Source organism: Bradyrhizobium sp. AS23.2 (assembly GCF_001908185.1).
Classification (GTDB): Bacteria; Pseudomonadota; Alphaproteobacteria; order Rhizobiales; family Xanthobacteraceae; genus Bradyrhizobium.
In genome coordinates this window covers 23292-41365 of record NZ_LGHM01000078.1, presented here as the reverse complement: position 1 = coordinate 41365, position 18074 = coordinate 23292, and the positions used below count along the sequence as shown (strand labels likewise).

The window sequence follows — 18074 nt, the reverse complement described above, 5'->3', positions numbered from 1 at the left end:
GGCGGCGGCGCGGGGCGCAGGCGATTGCCTCGCAATCGGCCGCTGCGGCGGGATGCCCCTATGTTGCGCGCTGTGCGCTGGCCGACCAGCGTTGCCGCGAGGTTCTGCCTGAGCTACGCAAGGTCGGAGAAGCGCATTTCGCCGCCTGCCACAAGGCGGAGGCGGTGATGGCGTTGCCGCAGGCTGCCATGGAAGGTTAGTGTCCAGGGCGGAATTGGCGTAGGTTGAAAGAGAAGAGAGAAGGCCGGGGAGTTACGAAATGTTCAGGAAACTATCGATCGTCGCATTTGCCGCCGCGCTCGCCGCAGCGCCGCTGCCGGTGCTGGCACAGAGCAAGAAGGACAGCGTCGTCATGGGCATGACGCTGGAGCCGCCGGGGCTCGATCCGACGACGGCCGCGGCCGCAGCGATTGCCGAGGTCACGCTCTACAACATCTATGAGACGCTGACCAAGATCAACGAGGACGGCTCGGTGTCGCCGCTGCTCGCCGAGGGCTGGCAGGCTTCGCCCGATCTGAAGACCTATACGTTCAAGCTGCGCAAGGGCGTCAAATTCCAGAACGGCGAGCCGTTCGACGCCGCGGCGGTCAAGTTCTCGTTCGAGCGCAACGCGGTGCCGACCAGCACCAACAAGGACAAGAGCCTGTTCCAGGCCTTCGAAAAGGTCGACGCGCCCGACGCCGACACGGTCGTGATATCGGTGAAGTATTCGGAGCCGAACCTGCCGTTCCTGCTGGGACAGGCGAGCGGGTCGATCGTCGAGCCCAAGAGCGCGCCGACCAACGGCACGCAGCCGGTCGGCACCGGGCCCTATCAGTTAGGGGCTTGGGTCAAGGGATCGTCGATCACGCTGAATAAATGGGCCGATTACCGCAATGCTGCGGCGATCAAGCTCTCCAAGGTGACGATCCGCTTCATCTCCGATCCGGCCGCGCAGATTGCAGCCCTTCTGTCCGGCGACATCGACGCGTTTCCGCGCTTCACGACTCGCGGCGTCGCTCAATTCAAGTCCGATCCGCGCTTCACCGTGCTGGTCGGTGGCTCCAAGGCCAAGACCATCGTCGCCATCAACGAGAAGAAGAAGCCGCTCGACGACGTGCGGGTGCGTCGCGCCATCCTCGCTGCGATCGATCGCAAGGCGATCATCGACGGCGCCGTCGACGGCTTCGGAACGCCGATCGGCAGCTTCTACACGCCGGGATCGCTCGGCTATGTCGATACCACGGGCATCAACCCCTATGATCCCGAGAAGGCCAAGAAGCTTCTGGCGGAAGCCGGCGTCACCACGCCGCTCGAGCTGAGCCTGCGATTGCCGCCGCCGCCTTATGCGCGGCAGGGCGGCGAGATCCTGGCGGCCCAGCTCGCCAAGGTCGGCATCATCGCCAAGATCGAGAACGTCGAATGGGCGCAATGGTTGTCGCAGGTCTTCGCCCCGAACGGTCCGCACAACTACGACATGACCATCGTCAGCCATGTCGAGCCGTTCGATCTCGTCAAGCTGACCGAGCCCGACTTCTATCTCGGCTACAACAGTGAGGCGTTCAACGCGCTCTACAAGCAGATCGTGACGACGCCGGATGAAGCTGGCCGCGCCAAGCTGCTCGGCGATGCCCAGCGCATGATGGCAACCGACGCGGTGGCCGGGTTCCTGTTCCAGCCGCAGTGGCCCACAGTCATCAACAAGAAGCTGAAGGGCGTCTGGAAGGAAGTCCCGCAGTTCGAGAACGATTTCTCGGCGTGGTCCTGGGAGTAGGGACCGCTCGATCAAGTCCAGCTAGCGTTCGTGTCTACCTCTCCCCATCGGGGAGAGGTCGGATTGCGCCTGGCGATGCGAAGCATCGTCCAGTGCAATCCGGGTGAGGGGGCCTGAGTGCCCAGTGAGGCCGTAACCCCTCACCCGGATCGCATCTGTCGATGCGATCCGACCTCTCCCTACGGGAGAGGTGACAACAGGCCAAAACAAAAATCTGAAAAACAACCCCATGCACAGTAGCCGGTGATAGACATTTCAATGGTTTGCGCGGTCCGCGATGCCATTGACCCGTCGGGCAAAACACCGGCATGATGCCATCATCGCGGCCTCATGGTTCGAGACGCGCCGTCAGGCGAGGCACGCCGTGAAGAAGCCAACCCGCCGTGATGCTCGCCTCGCCGCGGCCAACGCCGAGGCGCCGACCAATCTAAAGCTCGATCATTCGCCTATGAGCGATATCGCCCATGCCTTGACCAGTGGGCGGGTCACTGCCACGGCGCTGACCAAAAATTATCTCGCGCGCATTGAGGCCTACGACCGCGATGGGCCCGCGCTCAACTCGGTGCGCGAGCTCAATCCGGACGCGCTCGCGATCGCGGGCAAGCTCGACGACACCAAGCCGTCGGTCAAACGGCCGCTGGCCGGCATCCCGATCCTGCTGAAGGACAACATCGCAACTGGTGACAAGCAACCGACGACGGCGGGTTCTCTGGCGCTGGAGGGCGCGCGCGCCAGGGACGACGCCACCCTCGTCAAGCTGCTGCGGGGCGCCGGTGCGGTGATCCTGGGCAAGGCGAACCTGACGGAGTTCGCCAACATGCTCGCGATCGACATGCCCGCGGGGTATTCCTCGCTTGGCGGCCAGGTGAAGAACCCCTACGCGCCGACACTGGTGGGCGATCACGGCATCCCGGTCGTGTCGCCAGGCGGATCAAGCTCGGGTTCGGCGGTTGCTGTAGCGGCTGGTCTGTGCGCGGCCTCGATCGGCACCGAGACCTCGGGCTCGCTGCTGTACCCCGCCAGCCAAAACGGCCTCGTCACCGTGAAGCCGACCGTCGGACTGATCAGCCGTGCCGGCATCGTGCCGCTCTCGCACAGCCAGGACACCGCAGGGCCGATGACGCGTACGGTGCGCGACGCGGCGATGCTTCTGAATGTGCTGGCCGCCAAGGACCCGCTCGACCCGGTGACAGAGCGGCAGAAGCGGCCGGCCGATTACACCGCCGACCTCGCAACCGATGCGATGAAGGGCGCGCGCATCGGCGTGCCGAGCGATCCCGCCGACGCGCTGAACGATTGCTACTACGGCAAGCTGCCACCCAAATGGGTGAAGGTGATGACGGAGGCGATCAAGGTGCTGGAGGATCTGGGCGCCGTCATCGTGCGCGCCAGCATGCCGACGCTTGGCTGGATCGGCGGGCCGGGCACGACCATGGCCGTGCTCAACCGCAATCCGCTGAGCCGCCACGCAGGCACTGTCGCGAGGCCGTCGATCGTCTTCCTCTATGAACTGAAGCGTGATCTCAACCTCTACCTGAAGGACTGGGCCACCAACACGGAGATCAAGAGCATCGCCGATATCGTGGCGTTCAACGAGGCGAACGCTGCCAGGGCGCTGCGTTTCGGTCAGGACCATTTCCTCGCCGCTGACATCACGAGAGGTGACCTAAGCGAGCGCGAATACAAGTCGGCGCGTGCCATGGACCTGCTCTCCGCCAGGACGCGCGGCATGGACGCCTACATGAATCAGCACAAGCTCGACGCGGTGCTGTTCGCCGGCAGCGGAGGCTGCGTGATCGCCGCGAAGGCGGGTTATCCCAGCGTCATGGTGCCGGGCGGTTTCGTCTCGGGAGCGGACGACAAGGACACGCCAGACTATCCGCTCGGCATCACCTTCGCGGGGCGTGCCTGGAGCGAGCACAAGCTGCTGCGTCTGGCCTACGCCTTTGAGCAAGCCTCCAACATGCGCAAACCGGCGCCCGGCTTGCCCGCGCTTTAGGCTTCACTGGCAGGCGCCCCATAGGGCATGCATTGATGAATTCGGATGTCTGCTTTCGGAAGACAGAGCGGACCAAGCATCTGGCAACCCCAGAGCTCCGCTTGTGGACCCGACCCGGACATTGTGGCCCCGACAACAATTCGGGTTCGAGCCGCTGCGCCGTCGCACTGGATCAACGGCCCACGAGCGGGGCGGTCATCGACCTAAAGCCAGTGCAGGTTGGCCGAAACCGCATAGCGCAGGGATCCTAGTCGCGCTCAGACTGCGGCTCCGCATCGGCGTGGACGGAGGGAACCATGAGCACGACAATGCGCATTCGGCTCGGACTACTGGCAGCGCTTACCACCGCAGCGACAATGTCGGGTCTGCCAGCAGCCGCGCAGCCAACCACCGGCACGCCAGGCTCACCCAGCGCCACAACGACGATTGATGGAAAGTATCTTCCGCCGCCACCAGCGAAGTTCGGCGGCGAGATCAACCTTGAGGCCAGCCAGTCGAAACCGTATTGGCCTGCCCGAGTAGTGCCGCCCAAGGGTGCGCCCAACGTGCTCTTGATCATGACAGACGATCAAGGCTATGGAGTTTCGGGGACCTTCGGCGGCGTAATCCCAACTCCTGCAATGGATCGCATTGCGAACGCCGGACTGCGTTACACGCAGTTCCACTCAACTGCTCTCTGCTCGCCGACACGGGCAGCGCTGATTACAGGACGCAACCATCACTCGGTGGGCTTCGGCGTGATCACCGAAATGTCCACTGGATACCCGGGGTATGACTCCGTCATCGGACCGGAGAGTGCCACCATCGGCACGATCCTGAGGGAGAATGGCTACGCGACGGCGTGGATCGGCAAAAACCACAACACTCCCAGCTATCAAATTAGTTTGGCGGGGCCTTTTGACCAATGGCCCAACGGAATGGGGTTCGATCACTTCTATGGTTTCTTGGGCGGCGAGACTGACCAGTGGACGCCGTTTCTCTTCCGCGACCAGACGCAGGTCTTTCCGTGGGTCGGACACCCCGGCTACAACCTCACCACCGACATGGCGGACGACGCGATCAACTATATGAAGGGGCTGAGTAACGCCGCGCCAGACAAGCCGTTCTTCATCTATTACGTGCCCGGGGGATCGCACGCACCGCACCAGCCTACGCCTGAGTGGACCAAAAAGATCAGCGGCATGCACTTGTTCGATCAGGGCTGGGAAAAGTTGCGCGAGACCATTTTCGCCAACCAGAAACGGCTCGGTGTAATTCCAGCGAATACCCAACTCACACCGTGGCCGGATGGCCAGCCCGAGTACGGCGGAGCGAAACTTCAAAAATGGGAGACACTCAGCCCCGACGAGAAGAAGCTTTTCATTCGTCAGGCGGACGTGTTTGCAGCCTACACGGCCTATACCGACCATGAAATCGGCAGGGTCATTCAGGAAGTCGAAGACGAAGGCAAGCTCGACAACACAATCATCATCTATATCAGCGGCGACAACGGCAACAGTGCCGAAGGCTCGATCCTCGGCACCCCGAACGAAATGGCTGCGATCCAAGGCGTCAACATTCCAGTCGCGGAGCAGTTGAAATTCTACGACGTTTGGGGGTCGGACCAGACCACGCCGCACATGGCGGTGGCGTGGACCTGGGCGTTCGATACGCCGTTCAAGTGGACCAAGCAGGTTGCGTCGCACTTCGGCGGTACCCGCCAAGGCATGGCCATCTCATGGCCCGGCCACATCAACGATGTGGGTGGCATCCGCACGCAGTTTCACCACATCATCGACATCGTGCCGACGATCCTCGAAGCCACCGGCATTCAGGCGCCAGTGATGGTCAACGGCGTTGCTCAGAAGCCAATCGAAGGTGTCAGCTTGGGCTACACCTTCGATAAGGCCAACGCGAACGCTCCATCAGCCCGCAGCACGCAATATTTCGAGATGGTCGGCAACCGGGCGATCTACCACGACGGTTGGCTCGCCGCCACCACGCCGCCCGAGCCGCCCTGGGATCTGGGCTTCGGCAAGTATCCCGACGTCGTCAACGGTTATACTTGGGAGCTTTACAAGCTCGCCGACGATTATTCGGAGGCCAACGACCTCGCCGCCAAGATGCCGGACAGGCTGCGCGACATGAAGGAACTCTTCATGGTCGAGGCGGCGAAATACAGCGTGTTCCCTCTCGACAACAGCTTCACGGCTCGCGCAGCCACGCCGCGACCGAGCGCAACCGCGGGTCGGACCGTATTCACCTACTCGGGTGAATCGTCTGGTCTTCCGTACAGCAGCGCCCCCGACATCGCCGGGAAGTCTTACTCCATCACCGCTGAGGTCGATATTCCGCAGGGAGGTGCGGAAGGCATGATCAATACGCTCGGGGGCCGCGGCGGTGGCCATGGCCTCTACCTGCTCAAGGGCAAACCAGTCTTCGTATATAATTTCTTTGACGTGGAACGCTTCCGATGGGAAGGCCCAGCGACGCTCACGCCGGGCAAGCACACCGTCGTGTTTGATTTCAAGTATGACGGTCCCGGTTTCGGCAAGGGCGGCACGGGCGTCCTGTCGGTGGATAGCAAGGAAGTCGCCAGTAGGACGATCCCGCACACCATTCCGTTCGTCGAGACGATCTACGAGACCTTCGATGTCGGTGTAGATACTCGCACGGGCGTGGACGACAACGACTACCAGCCGCCTTTCCGTTTCACCGGCATGATCGATAAGCTAACGGTCAAGCTGGCCCCGTTGAATGCTGCAGAGGAAAAGCTCCACCAGCAAAAGGTCCAAGAAACGATAAACAAGGCACAGTAAATCGCTCCGCCTGTGTTGCGTGGCACTTGGCCTTGAACTCGAAATTGCGACAGTCAAGTAAAAGGCGTCACTTCCGCTTGTGGCTCCTGAGCCGACGTGCAGCGAAAGCCCTTGGCATGTCCGCTATCGAAGACAGAGCGGACCAAGCCTCTGGCAGCCCCAGCCTTCCGCTTCTGACCCAATCGGACATCCCCGAGCGACGGCTAGCAAGCAGCATAGACGACGCTGCCCCAACGGTCTTTCGTTGGCGTGTTGCGATCGGTGCATTGATCTAAATCAAACAACCACGCGTTGAAGGCAGCGTGACGTTGGTGCTAAAACACAATTGCGACATACAGGGCGCTCCAGAGAGGTGTGTCGCAAATGACCGACTGTTGAGGAGCAGTCATGAGTATTCCAAGGAGCATCACGCACGGCATGCTTGCATTGTTCGGTGCCAGTAGCGAGCCCCAAGCAACGGTACACCATCTCGACGGGTACAATCAGATGGACTTGCTCACCGGCAAAGGTCGGTCGAAGCGCCACGAGCTGTTCTACTTCGGCGGTCCGAACCTCGGTGCGGTTCGGATCGATGATATGAAGATCATATTCTTCGACCGACCTTGGGGCTGGCCGGGCGAAAAGACCACCACGGACATGCCCACCCTAGTCAACCTTCGCTGGGACCCGTTCGAGCGCACGCCGCAAATGCGGGGTGAGTCGGCTAACACTGGCGCCCGCGTGGCGCGGGCGCGCTCCCGGCCCCATAGTTCGCATTCTGGTGAGTCCAATCTGACAATGGAGTGATTGCCATGAAGCGTTTGCCATTAGCTATCGGAATTCTCGCAGCTCTCGCTAGTACTGGCGCGTCGGCGCAGTCGGTCAACCTGACCGGCGTCTATACGTGCGTTGACATGTGCCGGGGGCAACTGCCTGCCCATGTCACGCAGAATGGATATGAACTCAATCTCTTGACCGAAGCAGGTGTGCCCGCACGCGCATGGCCGGACTGGTTTTCGCCGACGAGCCGGATCTGGATTGATGCCTTCAACCAAGGTGCGGTCTATTCGCCGGATGGTATGGTCATTCAGTTCGACAATGGGACCATCTGGCATCGCGGCGTGCCGCTGCACCGACCCCGATAGTTTGCTTGATCGTGGCCTTCATCGGCGCATTTTTTTAATTGCGCCACGAGTATGGAGTTGCGGTCCTTTTTATCGTCGCCCTCAGCTTCTTCACGCCGTCGCTGGTGGATCTGGCGCGCGAGGCCCGCATCTCATTGCATGACATCGGCCAGCACAAACGGTAGCTCGGATCGAGCATCGCGAAGGTCAGTCGCCGGATGGCCGCGGTACGGATTGATGGGGGATACTGCACCACGTGAGCAACTGTGATCTCCAGGCACCCGATCTGCAGTTAATGCGCCGCTGCATTGCGCTCGCAAAATCCGGCCGATCGGATGGAGAATACCCGTTTGCCGCCGTTGTCGGCCGATATGGAGAGTTCGTTTGCGAAGCGTCCAACATGGTGCGCCGCACAGGTGACGTGACACGTCATGCCGAGATGGTCGCCTTGTCGGCCGCCCAACAAAGGCTGCGCACCAGGTCGCTCGATGACTGCACGCTCTATTCTACGATCGAACCCTGCGCCATGTGCGCCTATGCCATTCGCGAAAGCAGGATCGGCAGGGTGATTTTCGGCCTGCAATCACCGCTTATGGGGGGCCATTCGCGATGGAACATCCTGAGCGACACGACGCTGTCGTCCGTGATGCCGGAAGTGTTTGCACCGCCACCTTTTGTGCTCGCAGGCTGCATGTGCCAGGAGGTGCGCAAGCTGTTTCGTTCGCAGCATCCGCTTGCCTGGCGCGTGATCGAGGGCCGAAGGATATTCGTCGAGCAGGCCGATGGCACCGAACCGGCTGCGGCCAACCCCGAACCGGCCCCGCGATGGAAGCGCCAATTCGCAAACTGGGCCAGAAGCCAGATCTTCGACCGCCTTTGGCGCGCCTAGCCGAATTGCGAATGATTTCGACGGCGAGTTGCAAACTGCTTGGGTCAAATACTGCCAGCTGCTGGAGCCGGTCTTTTCCAAAGTATCGGCGAGAGCGCAACAAGTGGCGGCCTACTCAGCGTTGCCAAATCGGTCGTAAACGTCAGCTATTGTTGCTGTGGACGGCTCCTCCACCGGCACGAGAGTGCTAAGGATGTGGGCGCCGTCATCGTGCGCGCGAACATGCCGACGCCTGACTGGATCGGCGGGCCGGGCACGACCATGGCCGTGCTCAACCGCAATCCGCTGAGCCGCCACGCAGGCACCGTAGCGAGGCCGCCGGTCGTCTTCCTCTACGAATTGAAGCGTGATCTCAACCTTTACCTGAAGGATTGGGCGACCAACACGGAGATCAAGGCCATCGCAGATATCGTAGCCTTCCACGAGGCAACGCCGCCAGGGCGCTGCGTTTCGGCCTGGACCTTTTCCTCGCTGCCAACATCACCAAAGGCGATCTAAGCGAGCGCGAATACAAGTCAATGCGTACGCCCGCAGCGCTGCGCATTGAAGATGCAAGCCACGCCCATCCAGGTAAGGGAAATAATCCAAATAGTGGTACGAACACCCGCGGGCACGAAGAGACCAGCAATGATCCCAGCTTGCGGTATCCACCACGCCAGCAGGTTGGCGCGCGTGCTGCCGAGCCAGTCGCGTGAGGCCCGAACAGAGTTGTCGGTCATAATGTCCTCACCCCGGACAACAGTTGGCAGCTCCGACGCCGGCACGCTCTGCCTGTATCGGCGGGCACGGCACTGAACCATATGAACAGAATACACAGCAGTCGCCCTGCTTGGGCCGCAGCCGAGCGCCACAGCCGGTGCATTCATAGAAGAACTGGCACGCATCGGTCGGCATGGTTTCCGATTTGGCGGTGGCGCAGTGCGGACAGGTGATGATGGATTCCAGGATCATGGGATTTCCTAAAGCATGTGCCGATGTCTGACGCTCCAGTAGGCTAACCGAAGTTTGTCGATGGCGTCAGCGGCGGCCCCTTCGCCGCGCGGCATACGGTCTACTTGCATCGCTAACCCTTGGGAGCGGACGGAACCCTGCGTTAGTGGTAGCGGTGGTCAATGCATCGAGGCCAGCCTTCGCGTCATCGAACGTTACGGTTGCGGTTTTATCCCTGTAGGAGACGGCGACCTTGGCCACGCCAGGCACTGCTTCAAGGCTTGCTTTCACCGTGTGAGGACATGCAGCGCAATACATGTTCTTAACGGCGAGGGTAACCGTCCTCTCGGCGGAGAACGCAGTCGAAGATCCAGCCAGGCACACGGCGAGCGCAACAGAGTTGAGCAGCAGTTTGTTCATGTGAAACCTTCCGTTCATGAGTTGAGAAGCAACGGCGCGAGCAAATCGAAGCCAATTGCAGCAACGACCAGGACGGTCGCGATCACGAGCATCCCTTTCACCAGCCGGTTTGGCAGGGGCCGGGCGCAAGCCTCGCCTGCAGCGCATGCGCGCTTCGATGCGCGGTGTACGAGCCAATAACCCGCTCCGAGACAAAACAGTGTCGCCGCGAGGAAGTAGGGTTGAAACGGCGCAAGCTGAGTGAAGTTGCCGATCCATGCGCCGCTAATCCCAAGGCTGAATAGAGCTACAGGCATAATGCAGCAGGAGGAGGCGGCGAGCGCACCAAGCAAGCCTCCTGCCGCCGTGATCGCTTGCCCGCGCCCTGAAGCAGCAGTGAAATGTTCCTTGACCGTCATGCCGGCGAGGCTACATCCTGTAGTGACTACAGGATCAAGGGGCCTTTCCATGCAGCAAATCACGGGTCCGCGAGCGGACAGGATGACCATCGGCGAGCTGTCACAGCTTACTGGGGTGAACATTGAAACGATTCGGTATTACGAAAAAATTAAGGTGCTCCCAGTCGCCTTGCGCGCCGAAAATGGGCGTCGTGTATACGGCCCGACGGAAAGACGTATTCTCGCGTTCGTGCGACGCTCGCGCGAGCTCGGGTTCTCGCTCGACGAGGTGCGCGCACTCCTGCGGCTTGGCGGTCCCGACAAGGCTTCCTGCCGTGAAGTTCGGGAGATTGCCGCACGCCACCTTGATGATATCCGGGCCAGGATTGGCGACCTCCGAAAGCTGGAGCGCTTGCTGACGAAAACCGTCGCCCAATGCACCGGCACGACGGCACCCGACTGCCCGGTGCTAGACATTCTCGACGTCCAGGGTTCGAAATGAGCTTTCGTTGTCATGTCTGCCTTTGGGCCCGCAGCGGACGCTGCAGCCGGCTCTGGCCTATGTCGCCTTTGCCCCCCAGGAGACCTTCACCTCTGTAGTTAGCAAAGGTTCGCGGTTGCCGATCAGCCGTTGGGTTGAAGAAGAATGGCAATTGCCTCTCGCAACCTAAAGATCCGTTTGATAAGTCGGAGTCACCTTACCGGATAGGAACGACCCGGACGTTTGCGGGTCCAACCAGGCTCGCCCTGGCAATGGGTTAAATCCCGATCTTCTTTTTTTGGGGCGTTCCGGCGAAATGGCTGCTGGCCAATGACTATGCTCGAAGCAGCTCTTCAGCTTCTTTGATTTCGGGAAGATCTTGCCCCGTGGCGACATCGACGAGGACCGGCGCGAGCACCTCGGATGCCGCCCCCCGCTCGGCCATTTGTGCTGTAAAGGCGCGCAAGTCCAAGTGCGGCGCGCAACTCGAAAGTCTTTGTCTGTTGGCCTTTGGCGATTTCCAGGGCTCTATTGAAGGACTCTTCGGCACGGGAGACGTTGGACGGGTCACGACGCAACATAAGCGTAGCCTGGACACGATGCAGTTCGGCATCGAGCCAATGCTGGCCGGATTGTTCCGTCCAGACGATCTGCTCCCTCAAAATCTCCAACCCAGTCTCGGGTTGCCCTACCTCTGCATTCGCCGCGGCAACCTGCATCCCCCAGAATGGTTCACAAAGGTAGCAGTCATTTTCGTGAAGTAATGTCCAGCCTCGGCGCATTTCCGCGAGGCCATCCGCTCGATCGCCGGCACGCCACTTTGCCAAGCCGTCCAAGTAGGTGCCGGCGGCCACGTACAACGGCATCGCATGCTCGCGGGCGAGGGCAAGCATCGTCTCGGTCTGTTGCAACATGCCCCCGCATAGCCCGTCGAAAACGGCCTTGTGCACGAGCGCATTGGCTTGAGCAAGCGCACGCTTTTCTCCCGGGACGCTCACCGCTTCCGCGGCGAGCCGGCGCGCTCGATCAATCTTCCCAAGCGGCCAAAGCACAAGGGCAAGAAACCGCATGATGACGTAGGGCAGGTCCAGCGTCGACGCCTTGAAGGTCGCGGGAGTCGGATCAGAGCCATAGATCGCGAGTGCCTGTTCAAGATGCACTCGCGCGTTCAGGTAGTCGCCCCCGAACCAGCAGGTGACCCCGCTCGTCCAGTGTGCGACGACCGCGGCCACCGGCGATTCCGGTCGCCGGTCGGCGGCGTTCATGATTGCCTCCGCCAACTCCTGCATCGGCGCGATCTCGCCGTGGGTCAAGCTCGCATTGAACAGGCCCGAATGGATGGGCGCCATTTCAGCCGGGTCACTGATGTCAGCTACGAACTGTCTGGCGCGCGTCCATGCTGCCACCGTTTCAGGGGCGCTGTGCCCAAGGCTGCCTCGCAGCGCACGGCCATAGGCGATTTGAAGATGGAGCCGGTTCATGGTCCGGCCTGGCTCATCAGGCAGCTCATCGGCGATGGCAACCGCCTTGCCGAGATGTGCGATTGCCTCGGAATATGCCGAGCGCTTCAACGCCTGCTGGCCGGCCTTGCGCCACCACTCGAGGGCTACTCCGCTCAGCCCCGCTTGGGTGAAGTGGAATGCCACGACTTCCGGCTCGGTCTCGGCGATGTCCGCAAACCGATCGCGAAGGACATCGCCAATGTGCTTATGCAGCAGTTGCCGGCGGCTCTTGAGTAAGCTCTCGTACGCCGCCTCCTGGACGAGTGCATGCTTGAAGCTATAGCTCGCTTCCGGCGGCGTCCCGTGGCGCAACAGCAGTTCGGCCTCCTCCAACTGCGCCAGCGCGGCGTTCAGTGTCAGATCATCCCGGCCCGCCACACATCGCAGCAGCGTGTATGAGAAGTCGCGGCCAATGGCGGCACCTATCTGGGCTACCTCCTTGACCGGCGCCAGCCGGTCAAGCCGCGCCATAAGCGAGTCCTGCAGCGTGGCGGGAATGGCGAGCGGTGGTAACGGAATATCGAGGCGATAGCGCCCGGCCTCTTCCACGAGCAGTCCGGACTCCAGCACCATCTTGGTCAATTCCTCGATGAAGAGCGGGATACCATCCGTCCTGTTGATGATCTGCGTCATCATTTCGCACGGCAATTGTCGACCGACAGCCACCTGCTCGACGAGTGCACGTGTGTCGTGCCGGTCAAGTCGATCGAGCCGCAGCAGGCTGACATTGGTAAGGCCCGCCCAAGCCGGCTCGAACTCAGGCCGGAATGTCATGAGCACGAGGATTGGCAGTCCCCTGATCCGATCGACCGCGAGGTCGTACAACTCGAGCGAGGTGGCATCAGCCCAATGCATATCCTCGCAGACAATCAGCACAGGTTGCTGCCGTGCCAAGCCCTCAAGCTGGTCAAGGAGGGCGGCGAATGTCTGTCTCCGCTGTTGCGCCGGACTCAAGCCGAGCGGCGGATATCGCTCGTCGGTTGGGATCGACAGAAGCGCGGCAATGAGCGGCGTCGCCGTGGCCACCTGCCGCGTTCCGAGCGCCAGCATTGCCTCAAGCTTGTCGAGCGTTTGCCCGGGCGTGTCCTGTGAAGTGATGCCGGCTGCCCGCTCGAGTTGAGCGATGAAGGGATGAAGCGCACTGTTCGTGTGGTAGGGCGAGCATTGATACCGCACCCGGCAGTACGACCCCAACGCGAGGCTCTCGACCAGCGTAGCCACGAGGCGCGATTTGCCGATTCCGGCCTCGCCGGAAATCAACACCACTTGCCCCTGGCCCTGCCACGCCAACTGCTGGCGCGACAGCACGAATTCGATTTCCGCCTTGCGCCCGACAAAGCCGATCGAGCGCGCCGTGCGCACCGCCTCGAAGCGGCTCTCCGATGCGGTTGCACCTTTGACGGCCCAGACCGCGATAGGTTTGGAAATACCCTTGACCTCGCGGTCGCCGAGACTAAGAAAAGTGAATAGGTCGCCGAGGAGCAGGCGCGTCGAATCGGCAACCACAACCACACCCGGCTCCGCCAGGCTCTGGAGCCGGGCGGCGACATTGGGTGTATCACCGACCAGCGCCTGCTCCTCCGACGCGCCTCCGCTAATGAGGTCGCCAACCACCACAAGCCCGGTCGAGATCGCGATCCGCACTTCGACCCGCTGCTTCACGCGCGTTTCGAGTTTCCCGATTGCGACGATGATATCGAGGCCCGCCCGTACTGCGCGCTCCGCGTCATCCTCGTGTGCGCAGGGGTAGCCGAAATAGGCGAGTATTCCATCTCCGACAAACCTGGCGATCACGCCGTCATAGGCGGCAATGACCCTCGCACAGGCGGCCCGGTAGGCTCCGATTACCTCCCACATGTCCTCGGGGTCGATGCGCGCCGAGAGCGCGGTCGAGCCCACCAGATCGCAAAACATAACGGTGAGGTGGCGTCGCTCGGCGTCGTGCCGACGCGCGGTCTCGGCCATTAATTCGGCTTGATCGAGTTCGGCGACCGCACGCAGCATTTTACGGCGATGGCCGAGCAGTACTCCGAGCCTGTCGAAGTCCTCATCCTTCAGATCAGGAAGGATACCAATATCGATCCCATTCTCGGCAAAACGCTTCGCGTATTGCCCAAGCCCAAGCTTCTCGAGCCAGTCCGCAATCTGCTGCATGGCACCACCCACCGTCTGGTTGGCGGCTAGCCGAACTGATTACCGTGCTCTGACCACGATCAAACCAATAACGATCAGCGCCGCTACGCAAGCGATAGTCACCGGGGTACTGTAGCTCTCACCGACGCGCATCCTCTGTCTTCCAGACCGATCATCCTCAGGTTTGATAGTCCGGTTGGTCCCGAACGAAAGTGAGCTGGCTGACAGAGGGCGAAATTTTTCTGCCGAGGCAGAAAGAAGAACCACCAGCGCACCGCCAGCTCATGTGAGGGCGGAGGAGGGACATGCAGGCCCATCATCTGTTAGTACGTCTGCGCCCATTGGCTAAAGGTTCATGGCTAAGGGCACGTGCGCTGAATGGGCGAGCCTGAAGCGGCCGTGCGGAGGGCGTTGAGGCGATTGACGCAGGCCCGCTCAGAGGGCATCACGGCTTCTCCTCGTCACGTAGATGGCTTGCTAGATGCTATTTCCAGGCCGAGAAAGTCATCCTAACTGACGTTTGCTTTTGCCTTTGTGCCAGCGCCTGGCGCGCTGCGGCCTCCAGATCTGTCGCGCTCGTGAACCAGAGAGTGCGGAGCGATTGGTTGCTACTTTTCGTATTGCCGTGTCCCGCACATGTCATCTGGCCAGCGCATGAGGAGCGACCAGATCGAAAACCGTCGCCATGCGTGACCTGCTAGACTCGCCGTGTAGCGTTGCGAAAGCGGACCTCGCTGGAGGTCCGCGTCGGGTCAAGGCGGGCGGTCGGACTGCCATTTCCGCTGTGCCGCTCAAAGCGGAAGTAAATTCAGGCGTCTGGGGCATGAACTTCAAGCATATGCCCGAACTGGGCTGGACGGGCGGCTATCCGCTTGCATGGTTCGCAATCATCGCCAGCGGTGTGTCTCCGCTGATCTGGTTCGAGCGGCGCGGCTGGTTCGAGTGAAGCAGCGGCGCACCGTTCGTGAGCGATGCGCCGCTGCCCGCTAGTTTACGCCGCTTCCGCGTCGACGTTGGTGATCCAGTTGCGGGCCAGCGTCACGTCGGCCTGCGACAATTGATGGCCTGCCGGCAGGACCTTGTGGTCGACACGCGCTCCCGCTTCCGACAACAGCGCCGCAAGCCGTGTCGAATTGCTTGCCGGCACGATCGGATCGGCCTGCCCGGAGAGGAGCAGAACAGGCTTACCCCCGAGCTCCGCTTGGGGCGGATCCGACAGCGGCACCATGGCGCGTAGCAGGATCGCGCCCGCCAGCACGTCCGGTTTCAGCAACAATAACGCGGCGGCGATGTTGGCGCCGTTGGAGAAGCCGATTGCGACCGGCGCGGCGATGCCATATCGATGCCGCGCATCCGCGACGAAGTCGCCGAGCTCGAGCGCGCGGCGGCGCACATCCTCCTCGTCGAACACGCCTTCGGCAAGGCGGCGGAAGAAGCGCGGCATGCCGTGCTCGAGCACGCGGCCGCGCGGCGAGAGCAGGGCGGAGCCGGGCGAGATCATCCGGCCGAGCCCGAGCAGATCGTTCTCGTCACCGCCCGTGCCGTGCAGCAGCAGCAGTGGAGGGGAGCCCGCGTTGGTCGCGGGCTCGAAACGATGGATGAATGAGCTCTCGGTCATTGCACGCTCTCTTCCAAACTCGGCAGGACACCCTCGATCTGCTTGCGATGCGCTTCGAGGAAGCCCGGCAGCTTCAAGTCACGCCCCAGCGTCGCGACGGGTTCGTCGACGGCGAAACCGGGGATATCGGTCGCAATCTCGAACAGCACGCCGCCGGGCTCGCGGAAGTAGATCGAGCGGAAGTAGTTGCGGTCCCTCTGCTCGGTCGGGTGCAGGCCGTGATTGGAGACGAGCCTCTGCGCCATCTTGCCTTGCTCGGCGTCGTCAGCCGCGCGGAAGGCAATATGGTGCACCGAGCCGCCGCCCTGATGGCCGCGCAAAAAGCCCTTGGCCTCGTAGATGTCAACGACGCTGCCTTCGACATCGCCCGGCGCCTTGAAGCGGATCACCGAGCCTTCGCGTCCCGTCTCCTTGAAGCCGAACACGTCGGTGAGGACGGCAGCCGTCTTCGTCGCGCTGTCGAGCAACAGCGTCACGCCGTGGAAGCCGCGGATCGCGTGCTCGGCCGGCACGTCGCCATTGCTCCAGCCGGGCTCGTTCTCGGCACCTGGCACGCCGACCAGCGCGAGCGCCATCCCGTCCGGGTCGGTGAACGGCAGCACGGATTCACCGAAGCGCTTCTCCAGCGCTTCGTAAGGAATGCCCTTCTCGGTGAAGCGCTGCGTCCAGTAGCCGAGTGAGCGCTGCGGCACGCGGAAGGCGGTCTGATGGGCCTCGCCGACGCCGCGCCGCCCGGCCGGCACGCCGGCCCACGGGAAGAAGGTCAGGATGGTGCCGGGCCGGCCGGTCTCGTCGCCATAGTAGAAGTGATAGGTGCCGGGGTCGTCGAAATTGACCGTCTTCTTGACGAAGCGCAGGCCGAGATCACGGGTGTAAAAGCCGAAATTGCGGATGGGGTCGCCGGCAATCGCGGTGACATGGTGCAGTCCAGACATTGTCGTCCTCCAAAATTCGTGGAGCGGTCTTGCTCTGCCGGGAAATATCGTTCCGCTTTGGATTGGAGACAATCCATGCAAATATGACGGCTATGTCTACGATTTGGAAACAATCGGCGAGGCCGCGCCTTGGATAAAGTCGCCAGCCTCCGGGCCTTCGTGAAGGTGGTCGAAAGCGGCAGCTTTGCCGAGGCCGGCCGCCAGTTGCGGCTGTCGCGTTCGGCAATCAGTAAGTATGTCGCCGACCTCGAGGAGAGCCTCGGAGTCCAGCTGCTGAACCGAACCACGAGGCACGCGAGCCCGACCGAGAACGGCCAGCAATATTTCGAGCGCGCGGCCGTGATCCTCTCCGAGATCGAAGCCGCCGACCAGGCAGTGACGCAAGCCCAGTCGGCGCCGCGCGGACTATTGCGCGTCAACGCGCCGATGTCGTTTGGCACGATGCGGCTCGGACCGGTGCTGGCCGATTTCATGGCGAAGTACCCGGAGCTTCAGCTCCAGCTCGTGCTCAGCGACGACCTGCTCGATCCCGTCCAGGACGGTTTTGACGTGACGCTGCGGATTGCGGAGCTGGAATCCTCCAGCCTGATCGCGCGCAAGATCATGCCGGTGGCGCGCTTGATCTGCGCTTCGCCCGATTATCTGGCGCGCCACGGCACGCCGAAGCATCCGCAGGACCTGCGCGAGCACGCCTCGCTGACCTACGGCTTCCTGCTCACCGGCAATCAGTGGAAGCTTACCGGCGCGGACGGCGATCACTGGATCCAGCCAGCGTGGTCGCTCTGCGTCAACAATGCCGAAGTGCTGCGCGACGTCGCGATCAGGGGCAGGGGACTCGCGCTGCTTCCCCAGTTCATCGCCGCCGACGCTTTGAAGAAAGGCGAGCTGCGCGCCGTGCTCACCGACTATTTTGCGCCGCCGCTCGCGCTCTATGCGGTCTATCCGCCGACGCGGCATTTGTCGGTGAAGGTGCGGCTCTTCATCGACTTTCTCGTCGAGCGGTTTGGGCGTGAGGATGGGGCAGGCGTGCGGCCGGGCTGACACTGGAGGCCTGGACTCATCACGCGGCCAAGCGGCCGATGTCTGCTTGGCCCAACGGCCTGGGTCAGAATCGTCGATCCGTGGAGCATGTGCCT

The 18074-nt window shown here is 62.0% G+C and carries 16 protein-coding genes and 2 pseudogenes; 11 read left to right on the top strand and 7 right to left on the bottom strand.

Annotated elements, in window-relative coordinates:
• The 8 genes and pseudogenes from AC630_RS17490 to AC630_RS17455 all read left to right on the top strand — a co-directional run.
• Nucleotides 1-200: pseudogene (locus tag AC630_RS17490) on the top strand (peptide ABC transporter ATP-binding protein); the annotation flags it as partial.
• Nucleotides 201-259: 59 nt separating this feature from the next.
• Nucleotides 260-1753 (top strand): ABC transporter substrate-binding protein, encoded by a 1494-nt coding sequence (locus AC630_RS17485; protein ID WP_074119735.1) that lies wholly within the window; start codon nt 260-262, stop codon nt 1751-1753.
• 364 nt (nt 1754-2117) lie between these two features.
• Nucleotides 2118-3752, top strand: a complete 1635-nt coding sequence (locus AC630_RS17480) for an amidase family protein (RefSeq protein ID WP_074119740.1) — start codon at nt 2118-2120, stop codon at nt 3750-3752.
• Nucleotides 3753-4060: 308 nt separating this feature from the next.
• On the top strand, nt 4061-6550 hold the full coding sequence (locus AC630_RS17475) for an arylsulfatase (RefSeq protein WP_167561232.1): 2490 nt from the start codon (nt 4061-4063) through the stop codon (nt 6548-6550).
• Between the two features lie 462 nt (nt 6551-7012).
• A pseudogene (locus tag AC630_RS47040) lies at nt 7013-7258 on the top strand (arylsulfatase); the annotation flags it as partial.
• A gap of 83 nt (nt 7259-7341) precedes the next feature.
• On the top strand, nt 7342-7674 hold the full coding sequence (locus tag AC630_RS17465) for an HAD family hydrolase (RefSeq protein WP_083636303.1): 333 nt from the start codon (nt 7342-7344) through the stop codon (nt 7672-7674).
• Between the two features lie 274 nt (nt 7675-7948).
• A complete protein-coding gene (locus AC630_RS17460) occupies nt 7949-8542 on the top strand; it encodes a nucleoside deaminase (protein ID WP_083636302.1) in 594 nt (197 codons plus the stop codon).
• 195 nt (nt 8543-8737) lie between these two features.
• Nucleotides 8738-9040, top strand: coding sequence for a hypothetical protein (locus AC630_RS17455; protein WP_074119731.1), 303 nt, complete (start codon nt 8738-8740; stop codon nt 9038-9040).
• Between the two features lie 17 nt (nt 9041-9057).
• Here AC630_RS17455 and AC630_RS45480 read toward each other — a convergent pair whose 3' ends face one another.
• The 4 genes from AC630_RS45480 to AC630_RS17440 all read right to left on the bottom strand — a co-directional run bounded on the left by AC630_RS45480 (nt 9058) and on the right by AC630_RS17440 (nt 10290).
• Entirely contained in the window at nt 9058-9261 is a 204-nt protein-coding gene (locus AC630_RS45480; protein WP_167561231.1) for a hypothetical protein, read from the bottom strand.
• Nucleotides 9262-9268: 7 nt separating this feature from the next.
• A complete protein-coding gene (locus AC630_RS47035; protein ID WP_074119730.1) occupies nt 9269-9493 on the bottom strand; it encodes a GDCCVxC domain-containing (seleno)protein in 225 nt (74 codons plus the stop codon).
• A gap of 66 nt (nt 9494-9559) precedes the next feature.
• Entirely contained in the window at nt 9560-9790 is a 231-nt protein-coding gene (locus tag AC630_RS17445; protein WP_502691521.1) for a heavy-metal-associated domain-containing protein, read from the bottom strand.
• 116 nt (nt 9791-9906) lie between these two features.
• Nucleotides 9907-10290 (bottom strand): mercuric transporter MerT family protein, encoded by a 384-nt coding sequence (locus AC630_RS17440; RefSeq protein WP_083636304.1) that lies wholly within the window; start codon nt 10288-10290, stop codon nt 9907-9909.
• 82 nt (nt 10291-10372) lie between these two features.
• Between AC630_RS17440 and AC630_RS17435 the strand changes: the two genes are divergently transcribed.
• Nucleotides 10373-10771, top strand: a complete 399-nt coding sequence (locus tag AC630_RS17435; protein ID WP_143198109.1) for a MerR family transcriptional regulator — start codon at nt 10373-10375, stop codon at nt 10769-10771.
• 332 nt (nt 10772-11103) lie between these two features.
• On the opposite strand, the gene AC630_RS17430 is transcribed toward AC630_RS17435, so the two are convergent.
• Nucleotides 11104-14406, bottom strand: a complete 3303-nt coding sequence (locus AC630_RS17430; RefSeq protein ID WP_245330429.1) for an adenylate/guanylate cyclase domain-containing protein — start codon at nt 14404-14406, stop codon at nt 11104-11106.
• A 664-nt stretch (nt 14407-15070) separates the two neighbouring features.
• On the opposite strand from AC630_RS17430, the gene AC630_RS47815 reads away from it, so the two are divergent.
• A complete protein-coding gene (locus AC630_RS47815; RefSeq protein ID WP_083636301.1) occupies nt 15071-15331 on the top strand; it encodes a CorA family divalent cation transporter in 261 nt (86 codons plus the stop codon).
• 45 nt (nt 15332-15376) lie between these two features.
• Here the strand turns inward: AC630_RS47815 and AC630_RS17420 are convergent, their stop codons facing one another.
• Both AC630_RS17420 and AC630_RS17415 read right to left on the bottom strand, forming a co-directional pair.
• The gene (locus AC630_RS17420; protein WP_074119727.1) at nt 15377-16003 is read right to left on the bottom strand and encodes an alpha/beta hydrolase; all 627 of its coding nucleotides are present in this window, start codon (nt 16001-16003) and stop codon (nt 15377-15379) included.
• Nucleotides 16000-16938, bottom strand: coding sequence for a ring-cleaving dioxygenase (locus tag AC630_RS17415; RefSeq protein WP_074119726.1), 939 nt, complete (start codon nt 16936-16938; stop codon nt 16000-16002). The genes AC630_RS17420 and AC630_RS17415 overlap by 4 nt, the downstream gene beginning before the upstream one ends.
• Nucleotides 16939-17067: 129 nt before the next feature.
• Between AC630_RS17415 and AC630_RS17410 the strand changes: the two genes are divergently transcribed.
• On the top strand, nt 17068-17979 hold the full coding sequence (locus AC630_RS17410; RefSeq protein ID WP_074119725.1) for a LysR family transcriptional regulator: 912 nt from the start codon (nt 17068-17070) through the stop codon (nt 17977-17979).
• The last annotated feature ends 95 nt before the right edge of the window (nt 17980-18074 follow it).

What these genes read in the sequence shown, in the direction of transcription:
- AC630_RS17485 (WP_074119735.1), top strand. Translation starts at nt 260, where the DNA reads ATGTTCAGGAAACTATCGATCGTCGCATTTGCCGCCGCGCTCGCCGCA.
- AC630_RS17475 (WP_167561232.1), top strand. Translation starts at nt 4,061, where the DNA reads ATGCGCATTCGGCTCGGACTACTGGCAGCGCTTACCACCGCAGCGACA.
- AC630_RS17465 (WP_083636303.1), top strand. Translation starts at nt 7,342, where the DNA reads ATGAAGCGTTTGCCATTAGCTATCGGAATTCTCGCAGCTCTCGCTAGT.
- AC630_RS17460 (WP_083636302.1), top strand. Translation starts at nt 7,949, where the DNA reads ATGCGCCGCTGCATTGCGCTCGCAAAATCCGGCCGATCGGATGGAGAA.
- AC630_RS45480 (WP_167561231.1), bottom strand. Translation starts at nt 9,261, where the DNA reads ATGACCGACAACTCTGTTCGGGCCTCACGCGACTGGCTCGGCAGCACG.
- AC630_RS47035 (WP_074119730.1), bottom strand. Translation starts at nt 9,493, where the DNA reads ATGATCCTGGAATCCATCATCACCTGTCCGCACTGCGCCACCGCCAAA.
- AC630_RS17445 (WP_502691521.1), bottom strand. Translation starts at nt 9,790, where the DNA reads ATGTATTGCGCTGCATGTCCTCACACGGTGAAAGCAAGCCTTGAAGCA.
- AC630_RS17440 (WP_083636304.1), bottom strand. Translation starts at nt 10,290, where the DNA reads ATGACGGTCAAGGAACATTTCACTGCTGCTTCAGGGCGCGGGCAAGCG.
- AC630_RS17435 (WP_143198109.1), top strand. Translation starts at nt 10,373, where the DNA reads ATGACCATCGGCGAGCTGTCACAGCTTACTGGGGTGAACATTGAAACG.
- AC630_RS17430 (WP_245330429.1), bottom strand. Translation starts at nt 14,406, where the DNA reads ATGCAGCAGATTGCGGACTGGCTCGAGAAGCTTGGGCTTGGGCAATAC.
- AC630_RS47815 (WP_083636301.1), top strand. Translation starts at nt 15,071, where the DNA reads ATGCGTGACCTGCTAGACTCGCCGTGTAGCGTTGCGAAAGCGGACCTC.
- AC630_RS17420 (WP_074119727.1), bottom strand. Translation starts at nt 16,003, where the DNA reads ATGACCGAGAGCTCATTCATCCATCGTTTCGAGCCCGCGACCAACGCG.
- AC630_RS17415 (WP_074119726.1), bottom strand. Translation starts at nt 16,938, where the DNA reads ATGTCTGGACTGCACCATGTCACCGCGATTGCCGGCGACCCCATCCGC.